This window comes from Rhodococcus sp. 320_ES (assembly GCF_059691855.1).
The window spans coordinates 203,492-213,832 of the sequence record NZ_JCAWAG010000007.1 but is presented as its reverse complement, the minus strand read 5'-3'; the positions used below and the strand labels follow the sequence as shown (position 1 = coordinate 213,832).

The window sequence follows — 10,341 nt, the reverse complement described above, 5'->3', positions numbered from 1 at the left end:
TGGCACTGACATTCATCGACACACTGTTGAGTTCTCAAAGAACACGCACACACCATCACCACCCACCAACACAGGCAGGCAATTCCGGGGCAACCGTTCCAGACTAACCATGAAGCGCGAGCGTGGTCAAGCTGCTCTGCGTTTCGGTTGTGGACTGTACGCTCAGCCTACACGATGTGCAGACGAACCTTTTCTGTCCGAGTGGTCATGCGACTCCGTACTACCTCGTTTTCCGTAGCTCCTGCGGTTAGCCGCTGGGCTCCGGGTCGGTGTCCGTGTCGCTCTGACTTGAAGAAAGTTACGCGACCGGTTCCGCACGGTCAAATCGGCAGGTGAGACCGGAACGAGCCCCTGTTTCCCCAGGTCAGACCCATCATCGGGACGCCGGCCCGACCGGATCGCCGGAAAACTCCCGATGTGACGCCGGACACAGTGGACCGGTCCGACGGAAATTACCTGGTCAGGACGTTTTCGACGGTCCACGGCACACCTACGCCGTCACCGACGTCGCCGGCAGTGATCGCGGGCCCCACCTCGGTCTTCACCGGAACGACCCCTGCCCACACTCTCCCGGCAAGTACGTCCTGATCGTCGTCCTGCGGCGGGCCGCTACGGCTCTTGACCGACGCGTCGTACAGCGGAAGCGCCAGCACGAGCGTGGCCGCGAGCTCCCGCTTGGTGTTGCTACGCAGCTCTGCGCTGCGCCCCGGAACGATGTGATCGACGATCGCATTCAGCGCCGTCTCACGCTCCTGCTCGTCGTCGACGCGGCGCGCACGTCCGTGGATCACTGCGCTCCGATAGTTCATGGAGTGGTGAAAAGCGGACCGTGCGAGGACAAGTCCGTCGAGCTGTGTGACGGTCACGCAGACATCGACTCCACCGGCCGCCACCAGACTTCGCGCTGCCACCGATCCGTGCAGGTACAACGTGCCCCCACGGTCCGGTCCGTCGTAGTCCACCCCGAATGCAGTGGGCATGACCCGCGGCGCCCCGTCCACCACCACACCCAAGTGGCAGACGTAGGAGGAGTCGAGCAGTTCCGTCAGAGCTCGGCGGTCCTCGGCGCCGCGTTCGCGCAATCTGGTCAAAGTTGTTCTGGGAGTGGGAGACAAGGGATCAGAGGTACTCATGACAGTCACGATCCCATCTGATTGGCGCACTGTCAGGGTCCAATACAGGGTTGTTTTCGTAGGCCAATTATCGTGTCGGACATGTTGGCCGCCTCCGTCTCGGTCGTTCTCGACCGCACCGACCGCCGCACTCTGCCCGTCCAACTGTCCGATGCGATACGTACCGCGATCGGGCGGGGCGAGCTCCCCGGCGGGGCGCGGCTACCCAGTACCCGCGCCCTGTCGAGCGATCTCGGCGTCGCGCGTGGTGTCGTCGAGCGCGCATTCGACCAACTCGGCGCTGAGGGTTGGATAGACACGGTCCGCGGCTCCGGGACGTTCGTGACCGACACCCCTCCCACCGTGGTTCGCCATGCCGCCCCGGCAGCACCCACCGAACGAAGCGAGGTATCGACGCGAATCGGGCTTCGGCCGGGCCTTCCGTGGACGCCCGAGCGGCCGTCTCCTGCGTGGAAGAGGGCATGGCGTGAAGTCGGCTCGATGCGCGCGCCCGGCGAATATCCGGACCCCGCCGGCGAACCCGATGTACGCGCGTGCGTCAGCGCCCTGATCGCCCGCACACGCGGACTGCACATCGACCCCGCACATCTGGTGATCACGTCCGGAACCAATCATGGTTCGTCACTTGCTTTTTCGGCTCTCGGTCACGGACACGGATCGCCGACGCTGGCACTCGAAGACCCCGGCTATCGCGCCGCAGCAGCCACGGCGCGTGCACGCGGATGGACTCTGCACGACGTTCCGGTGGATCGCGACGGCCTGAGGACCGACCTACTTTCCTCGGCTCCGCCGTCGACACGTGCCGTCTACGTCACCCCGTCACACCAGTACCCGACCGGTGGGCTTCTCCCGGTCGCCCGGCGGACCGCACTGGCCGAGTTCGCCCGTTCTCGCGACCTCCTCGTCGTCGAGGACGATTACGACTCGGAGTTCAGGTACGACGTCGCGCCGCTTCCGACTCTGGCCGAGTTGGCTCCCGGTCGAGTCGTGTACCTGGGCACGGTCGCCAAGACTCTGGGCGCGGGTGTCAGATTCGGATGGCTGTCGGCGCCGCCGCACATCGTGGACCGAATCATCGAAATGCGCACTGCCACAGCAGACTTCCCGTCCGTACCGGTTCAGCGAGCAGTCACGACGTTGATCCGCGACGGCGAATGGGACCGCCTGGTGCGCGCGGCACGTCGTCGATATCGAGCGCGCGACGCGGCGGTCGCGGCGGCGTTGTCGGAGTTCGGTGAACTGCGTGGTCTGGGAGCAGGCATGCACACAACGTTGCTGCTCGATCCCGACGTTGCGCAGAAGGTGGCCACCGCGTCGGCACAGCGTGGGGTGGACGTACCGCTGCTTGCCGAGTCGACTCGGTCCGTCACCGGGGTCGGCGGGCTCGTGATCGGCTATGGCCGCGTCGAGGACGACGAACTCGACCGGGCGCTACGCGTTGTTCGTTGTGCCCTGCTCGAATTCAGCTGACGCGTTCGATCTCGCCGCCGAGATCCTGAAGGTTCTCCACGAACCGCGGATAGCCGCGATCGATGTGGTAGACGTCGTGGACCTCGGTGACACCGTCAGCGCACAGCCCGGCAAGCACGAGACCCGCGCCCGCACGGATGTCCGACGACCACACCGGTGCGCTCGACAGCCGAGGCACTCCGCGCACCACGGCGTGGTGCCCGTCGGTCCGGGCGTCGGCGCCCAGCCGGATCATCTCCTCGACGAACCGGAAGCGCGCTTCGAAGACGTTCTCGGTGATCATCGACGTTCCGTTCGCGATGGATGCGAGTCCGATCGCCATCGGTTGCAGGTCGGTGGGAAAGCCGGGAAAGGGCAGCGTCGCGTAGTTGACCGCGGTCGGTCGACCGTGCTGAACCACGCGGAAACCGTCGGGACGGATCGTGACCTCGGATCCCGCCGCCTTCAACTTGTCCAGCACGAGGGACAGATGTTTGGGGTTGACCCCGCTGACGGTCACGTCACCGCTGGTCATGGTGGCCGCGATTCCCCAGGTCGCCGCAACGATGCGGTCGCCGATCACTCGGTGTGTGGTGGGCCGAAGAGAGGGCACGCCGTTGATTGTCAACGTCGGCGATCCGGCGCCTTCGACGCGTGCGCCCATCTCGTTCAGCATTGCGCACAGGTCGGCGATGTCGGGTTCGCGAGCGGCATTGTCGATGACGGTTTCACCGTCGGCCAAAACTGCTGCCATCAAGATGTTCTCGGTGGCGCCGACGGACGGAAAGGCGAGCCTGATGGTGGCTCCGTGCAACTTCTCGGCGGTTGCCACCACGCACCCGTGCTCGATCTCGCTGTGGGCGCCCAGGAGCCGGAGGCCCGATTGATGCATGTCGAGCGGGCGCGACCCGATGGCGTCACCACCCGGAAGCGCAACGACCGCCTTCCGGCACCGCGCGACGAGCGGACCGAGCACGCACACGGACGCGCGAAACTGGCGCACCGCGGCGAAATCAGCGTGGTACTTCAGCTCGGCCGGAGTCTCGATGGTGACCACCGGGCCGTCCAGGCGCACCTCGCAGCCGAGACCGCGCAGCACGTCGGCCATCAGCGGGACGTCGAGAATGTCCGGGCAGTTGGTGATCGTGGTCGTTCCCTCGGCGAGCAAAGCTGCCGCCATCAGTTTCAGAACACTGTTCTTTGCGCCGCCGACGGACACCTCACCTGCGAGGCGGCCGCCACCGGTGACGAGAAAGCGTGAACTCACTGCCTCAGCGTAGAGGCACGCCAGCGCTTCGGAGACCGCCGGTACTGTTGGCGCCATGGCCGTCAACCTGACGAATATCTACACACGCACCGGTGACGACGGAACGACGGGGCTCAGCGATTTCTCGCGCGTACGCAAAACCGACCCGCGTCTCGTGGCGTACGCGGACTGCGACGAGGCGAATGCCGCCATCGGCGTTGCAGTGGTTCTCGGCGCACCCGAGCAACGAGTGATCGATGTGTTGCGGCAGGTGCAGAACGACCTGTTCGACGCGGGCGCCGACCTGTCGACACCGATCGAGGAGAGTCCGAAGTACCCGCCGCTGCGGATCACCGAGGAGTACATCGAGCGGCTCGAGACCTGGTGCGACGATTTCAACTCCACGCTCGAGCCGTTGAAATCGTTCATTCTTCCCGGCGGGACTGCCGCCGGCGCGTTGTTGCACACGGCGCGGACGGTGACCCGTCGGGCCGAGCGGTCGGCGTGGGCGGCGGTCGAACACAGCCCCGAAACGACCAGCACGCTGCCCGCCAAATATCTGAACCGTCTGTCCGACCTGCTCTTCGTGCTCGGGCGGGTCGTCAACCCTGACGGCGACGTGCTGTGGAAGCCCGGCGGAGGCCGAACCCCGCCAACGTCCTAGGAAGGTCGTCCGCGTAGGGACCGACCTGACGGGCGCGACTCGACCCACGACATGAATGCGGTGAAAGCACCGCTCTCCATGGCGATTTCGAGAACACGAGTCTTTCCGCTACCGATCAGTTCCCCGCGGATCTCGGTCACGACGGTCGCGTCCGACATGATGTCGTGCTCGGAGGCCATAGGACGGCGTCGGCCGATCACTTCGATCGTCTGCCGGTCCATCCGAACGTCCGGTCCCGGCCGGATGCTGGTCAGCTGGAAGAAGACCAACGACCCCTCGCCGTACCGGATGACACCGTGTCGCCACCGGTCGCCCGGACTTGCCGGCATCTTGCGCAGAATGGCCGGCGTGCCGGCACCGCGAATCTTCCGAAGCCGAAACAGAGCAACCCCGGCGAGCGCAGCGAGAACGACCAGAACTGCAATTACTGCAATTTCTTCGGTCATCGCTCGCCCTGCCCGCCGGGGTCGGAAAGAAACTCTGTCTGACTACGCCCGCTCGACGGCCCGAATGCGACCCTTCGCGATCGCAATCTCGTCCGGATCCTCGGATCCTTCGGACAGAACCGATCGAGCTGCGTCGACGTCGATGTCGTCCGAGAACTCGGCCGACTCGGCGAGGATGGTCACGGTCGCACCGGTCACGGCGAGGAAGCCACCGTGCACCGCAGCGACGCGACGCTCGCCGTCCTCGGACGTGATCGCGACGGTTCCGCCGGGAATCAACTGTCCGAGGACCGGCTCGTGTCCGGCCATGATGCCGATCTCACCCTCGGTGGTCTGAGCGCTGACCAACGTGGCCTTGCCCGACCACAGACGCTCCTCGACGGCGACGAGTTCGACCGTCATTTCGGTGGCCATGATCGACTACTTTCCGCTGATCTTCTTGGCTGCGGCCTCGACGTCGTCGAGTCCACCGCAGCTGTTGAATGCCTGCTCGGGAAGGTGGTCGTACTCACCCTTGCTCACCTTGTCGAACGCTTCGATGGTGTCCGAGAGCGACACGACCGAGCCTTCTTCGCCGGTGAACTTCTCGGCGACGATGAAGTTCTGTCCGAGGAACTTCTCGAGGCGACGGGCACGGGACACCGTGACCTTGTCCTCTTCGGAGAGCTCGTCCATGCCGAGGATGGCGATGATGTCCTGCAGTTCCTTGTACTTCTGCAGGATGCGCTTGACCTCGTTGGCAACGCGGAAGTGCTCGTTGCCGACGATCGACGCTTCGAGGATTCGCGACGTCGACGTCAGGGGGTCCACCGCGGGGTAGATGCCCTTCTGCGAAATCGGGCGCGAGAGCTCGGTCGTGGCGTCGAGGTGGGCGAACGTCGTCGCCGGGGCGGGGTCGGTGTAGTCGTCGGCGGGCACGTAGATGGCCTGCAGAGACGTGATCGAGCGTCCACGAGTCGACGTGATGCGCTCCTGGAGCTCACCCATCTCGTCCGCGAGCGTCGGCTGGTAACCCACGGCGGACGGCATACGGCCGAGCAGCGTGGACACCTCGGAACCGGCCTGCGTGAACCGGAAGATGTTGTCGATGAAGAGCAACACGTCCTGGTTCTGCACGTCGCGGAAGTACTCGGCCATCGTCAGAGCCGAGAGTGCGACGCGCATGCGCGTGCCCGGCGGCTCGTCCATCTGACCGAACACGAGGGCGGTGTCCTGCAGAACGCCCATCTCCTCCATTTCGAGGTGGAGGTCGGTGCCCTCACGAGTGCGCTCACCGACGCCGGCGAACACCGACGTTCCGGAGAACTCGCGAGCGATACGGGTGATCATCTCCTGGATGAGCACGGTCTTGCCGACACCGGCACCACCGAACAGACCGATCTTTCCGCCCTTGACGTACGGGGTGAGGAGGTCGATGACCTTGATGCCGGTCTCGAGGATCTCGGTCTTGCCCTCGAGCTGATCGAAGGCTGGGGGCTTGCGGTGGATGCCCCACTGTTCGCCGTCGCGGCCGAGGCCCGGCGAGTCGAGGCAGTCACCGAGGGCGTTGAACACGTGGCCCTTGACGACGTCGCCCACAGGAACCGAGATCGGCTTGCCCGTGTCGGACACCGGGGTGCCGCGGACGAGTCCGTCGGTCGGCTGCATGGAGATGGTGCGGACCAGGTTGTCACCCAGGTGCTGCGCCACTTCGAGAGTCAGCGTCTTGGCGACGGCCTCGAGCTCGATCTCCGCGTGCAGAGCGTTGAAGAGCTCGGGGATCGATCCACGCGGGAATTCGACGTCGACGACGGGACCGATGACCCGCACGACGCGCCCGTTCTCGGACGACTTCTCTCCGGAACTCTTGCTATCGGTTACTGCTGCAGTCATTTTCAGTCGCTTCCTGAGCTCGCGGCGAGCGCGTCGACGCCACCGACGATCTCGCTGATTTCCTGGGTGATCTGGGCCTGCCGGGCCTGGTTCGCCTGCCGAGACAAGGCATTGACCAGGTCGTTCGCATTGTCCGTGGCCGCCTTCATGGCGGTACGACGTGCTGCACTCTCCGACGCGGCAGCGTCGAGTAGTGCCGAGTAGATGCGAGTGCTGATGTACTTCGGGAGCAGCGCGGAGAGCAGAGTTGCGGCTTCGGGTTCGAAGTCGTACTGCGCCTTGACCTCCGACGACGATTCGCTGTCGGAGAGGTAATCCGCGCCCATCTCGACGTCTTCGTCCTCGTAGTCGACATCGAGAGGTGCCATGCGACGCACGGTGGGCTTCAGCGAGAGCATCGAGACGAACGTCGTGTAGACGATGTGCAACTCGTCGACACCTTCGACGGTGCCCTCGCCGTTCGGCGCTTCGACCTCGTCGCCGGAGCCCGCCATGAACAACTCGACCAGATGCTTGCTCGCCTTCGCGGCATCGGCGTAGGTCGGTTGCTGCGAGAAGCCGGTCCACGCACCCTTCACGTCCCTGTCACGGAACGTGTAGTACGTCAGACCTTTACGGCCCAACACGTAGATGACCGGATCCTTGCCCTCGGAGCGCAGCAGCTGCTGCAGTTCCTCGGCCTCGCGCAGAACGTTCGAGTTGTAGCCGCCACACTGACCGGAGTCACTGGTGACCACCAGAACAGCTGCACGCTTGGGTTCCGGACGCTCGGTGAGCAGCGGATGATCGAGCGAACCCGCCGCACTGGCCAAGGCCGAGAGCACCTTCGTGATCTCGGTGGCGTACGGCTTGGACGCCTCGACTCGCGCCTGCGCCTTCGTGATGCGCGATGTCGCGATCAGTTCCTGCGCCTTGGTGATCTTCTTGATCGAGTTCGTCGATCGGATCCGGGAGCGGAGCTCACGAATGCTGGGCATCGGTCACCTCACTCCCGTATCGCCGTTGCTCGATTGCCGTCATGACTTCTTGGGGTGCTTCCGAGTGACCTTGACGTTCTCGTGATCGACCTCGTTGGGGTCCATCGACTCTGCCTCGGCCTCGTTGACGATCGACTCGCCGTCTGACGTCAGGAAGCCCTGCTTGAACTTGTCGGTCGCGTCCTTGATCTTGTCGGCGCTCTCGTCGGCCAGCGCCTTCGCGCCACCCTTGATCGCATCGAACGCGTCCTGGGCGTTGCGGTGCAGGTCTTCGAGCAGTTCGCTGTTGAAGCGGCGAACGTCGTCGACCGGGACGCTGTCGTAGTAGCCGGCGTCGACGAGGTAGATCGAGACGATCTGATCCTCGACGGAGACCGGGGTGTACTGGTCCTGCTTGAGCAGCTCGACCCAGCGTGCGCCGCGCTCGAGCTGCGCCTTGGAGGCCGCGTCGAGGTCGGATGCGAAGGCGGAGAACGCCTCCAGCTCACGGAACTGAGCCATTTCCAGACGCAGCGATCCGGCGACCTTCTTCAGGCCCTTGGTCTGCGCCGCGCCACCGACGCGCGAGACCGAGGTACCGACGTTGATCGCGGGGCGAACGCCTTTGTTGAACAGGTCGGACTCGAGGAACACCTGACCGTCGGTGATCGAGATGACGTTGGTCGGGATGAACGCCGAGATGTCGTTGGCCTTGGTCTCGATGATCGGAAGACCGGTCATCGAGCCGCCACCGAGCTCGTCGGAGAGCTTTGCGCACCGCTCGAGCAGACGCGAGTGCAGGTAGAAGACGTCACCCGGGTACGCCTCACGGCCCGGCGGGCGACGCAGAAGCAGCGAGATGGTGCGGTATGCCTCGGCCTGCTTGGTCAGATCGTCGAACACGATCAGAACGTGCTTGCCCTGGTACATCCAGTGCTGGCCGAGTGCCGAGCCGGTGTACGGGGCGAGCCACTTGAAGCCGGCCGAGTCGGACGCGGGAGCGGCCACGATGGTGGTGTACTCCATGGCGCCGTGCTCGTCGAGAGCGGTCTTGACTCCGGCGATCGTGGAGCCCTTCTGACCGATGGCGACGTAGATGCAGCGAACCTGCTTGTTCTCGTCGCCGCTTTCCCAGTTGGCCTTCTGGTTGATGATGGCGTCGACGCAGACCGCGGTCTTGCCGGTCTTGCGGTCGCCGATGATCAACTGACGCTGTCCGCGGCCGATGGCCGTGAGCGCGTCGATGGCCGTGATGCCGGTGGCGAGGGGCTCCTCGACGGGCTGACGCTCGAGCACGGACGCGGCCTGAAGCTCGAGGACGCGCTGCTCGTCGGACTCGATGTCGCCGAGGCCGTCGATGGGCGCACCGAGCGGGTCGATGACGCGACCGAGGAACTTGTCGCCGACGGGCACGGAGAGAACCTCGCCGGTGCGCCGAACTTCCTGGCCCTCTTCGATGTGCTCGTAGTCGCCGAGGATGACGGCACCGATGGAGGTGGCGTCGAGGTTCAGGGCCACGCCCTGCACGCCGCCCTTGAACTCGAGCAACTCGTTCGACATCGCCGACGGCAATCCGGCGACGTGCGCGATGCCGTCACTGGTGTCCGACACCGTGCCGACCTCTTCGCGGGAGGATTCCGGCGAGTAGTTCGCGGTGTAGGTCTCGATAGCACTACGGATCTCGTCGGAGGAGATCGTCAGCTCCGCCATGTTGTTCCTGCTCTCACTGTCTAGGTTGACTGAAGAATTACTTGAGCGTCTTGCGAAGGGCCGCAAGTCGGCCTGCGCCACTGCCGTCGATGACTTCGTCGCCGACACGGACAACGAGCCCGCTCAGCAATTCCCGATCGATCTCGACGTGGACGGTCACGGGCTTGCCGTAGATGCCTTCCAGCGTCGTTCCGAGCCGATTCACCTGCTCGGTCGTCAGCTCGGTAGCGCTGCGCACGAGTGCGACAGCTTTCTGCCGTCGATCTGCTGCAAGGTGCGACAGCGCGTCGATGGCGTCCGCCGGTGCGCCGCGAAGGCGTCCGACGGCCTGCTTGGCCAGGGCCTCGGTGATGGCGGTGACCTTGCCGTAGAGCAACTTCGACATCAGTTCCTGCACTGCGGAAGCCGGCTTCGACCGGTCCGACAGTGCCTGCTCCAGTGCCGGGTTGCCCGCCACGATCCGGCCGAGGCGAAACAGTTCGTCCTCGACGGTGTCGAGTTGATCCTGATCGTCGGCTGCCCGCAGCAGGGACTCCTGCCCGAGACGCACCAGCGAGTCGGTCATGTCCCGCGGGACGGACCACCCGCGAGCGGCGGCGACGCGCAGGACGGCCAGGGTCGGATCGCCGACCTTGCCGCCGAACAGCTTGTCCGCCAACCCGGTTCGGGCTTCGGGCGACGCCGAGGCGTCGGCCAGTGCGTTGCGCAGCGACCGCTGCGTGTCCAGAACGGACACGACGGAGAACAACTCGGCGCCGGTCTGCGCGGCGGCGGCGGTTGCCTCGCCCGCGGACGCGGAGTCGAGAGCGCTGCCGAGCGCCTCACGCGCTTCGGAAAGCGCTTCGCGACTCGCTGCGTACATGGT

The 10,341-nt window shown here is 65.1% G+C and carries 10 protein-coding genes; 2 read left to right on the top strand and 8 right to left on the bottom strand.

Annotated elements, in window-relative coordinates:
• Positions 1–452: 452 nt before the first annotated feature.
• Positions 453–1,133: a pyridoxamine 5'-phosphate oxidase family protein gene (locus AC59JP_RS22845; protein WP_497328165.1), complete on the bottom strand. Its 681-nt coding sequence runs from the start codon at positions 1,131–1,133 to the stop codon at positions 453–455.
• 81 nt (positions 1,134–1,214) lie between these two features.
• Here AC59JP_RS22845 and pdxR point away from each other — a divergent pair, with 81 nt between their 5' ends.
• A complete protein-coding gene (gene pdxR, locus AC59JP_RS22840) occupies positions 1,215–2,603 on the top strand; it encodes a MocR-like pyridoxine biosynthesis transcription factor PdxR (RefSeq protein WP_497328163.1) in 1,389 nt (462 codons plus the stop codon).
• On the opposite strand, the gene murA is transcribed toward pdxR, so the two are convergent.
• On the bottom strand, positions 2,596–3,849 hold the full coding sequence (gene murA / locus AC59JP_RS22835) for a UDP-N-acetylglucosamine 1-carboxyvinyltransferase (protein ID WP_497328161.1): 1,254 nt from the start codon (positions 3,847–3,849) through the stop codon (positions 2,596–2,598). The two genes, pdxR and murA, sit on opposite strands and share 8 nt — an antisense overlap.
• A 55-nt stretch (positions 3,850–3,904) precedes the next feature.
• Between murA and AC59JP_RS22830 the strand changes: the two genes are divergently transcribed.
• Positions 3,905–4,492, top strand: a complete 588-nt coding sequence (locus AC59JP_RS22830) for a cob(I)yrinic acid a,c-diamide adenosyltransferase (RefSeq protein WP_497328159.1) — start codon at positions 3,905–3,907, stop codon at positions 4,490–4,492.
• Here the strand turns inward: AC59JP_RS22830 and AC59JP_RS22825 are convergent.
• Genes AC59JP_RS22825 through AC59JP_RS22800 form a run of 6 tightly spaced genes read right to left on the bottom strand, consistent with a single transcriptional unit; the run spans position 4,489 to position 10,338 of the window.
• Positions 4,489–4,938, bottom strand: coding sequence for a DUF2550 domain-containing protein (locus AC59JP_RS22825; protein ID WP_497328157.1), 450 nt, complete (start codon positions 4,936–4,938; stop codon positions 4,489–4,491). The genes AC59JP_RS22830 and AC59JP_RS22825 overlap by 4 nt on opposite strands.
• A 42-nt stretch (positions 4,939–4,980) precedes the next feature.
• Positions 4,981–5,352 carry a F0F1 ATP synthase subunit epsilon gene (locus tag AC59JP_RS22820; protein ID WP_497328155.1) on the bottom strand — a complete coding sequence of 124 codons (372 nt, stop codon included), beginning with the start codon at positions 5,350–5,352 and terminating at the stop codon, positions 4,981–4,983.
• 6 nt (positions 5,353–5,358) lie between these two features.
• Positions 5,359–6,810: a F0F1 ATP synthase subunit beta gene (atpD, locus tag AC59JP_RS22815; RefSeq protein ID WP_497328153.1), complete on the bottom strand. Its 1,452-nt coding sequence runs from the start codon at positions 6,808–6,810 to the stop codon at positions 5,359–5,361.
• 2 nt (positions 6,811–6,812) lie between these two features.
• Positions 6,813–7,787, bottom strand: a complete 975-nt coding sequence (locus tag AC59JP_RS22810) for a F0F1 ATP synthase subunit gamma (protein WP_497328151.1) — start codon at positions 7,785–7,787, stop codon at positions 6,813–6,815.
• A 39-nt stretch (positions 7,788–7,826) separates the two neighbouring features.
• The gene (gene atpA, locus AC59JP_RS22805) at positions 7,827–9,476 is read right to left on the bottom strand and encodes a F0F1 ATP synthase subunit alpha (RefSeq protein ID WP_497328149.1); all 1,650 of its coding nucleotides are present in this window, start codon (positions 9,474–9,476) and stop codon (positions 7,827–7,829) included.
• A 37-nt stretch (positions 9,477–9,513) separates the two neighbouring features.
• Positions 9,514–10,338, bottom strand: a complete 825-nt coding sequence (locus tag AC59JP_RS22800; RefSeq protein ID WP_497328183.1) for a F0F1 ATP synthase subunit delta — start codon at positions 10,336–10,338, stop codon at positions 9,514–9,516.
• Positions 10,339–10,341: the final 3 nt, after the last annotated feature.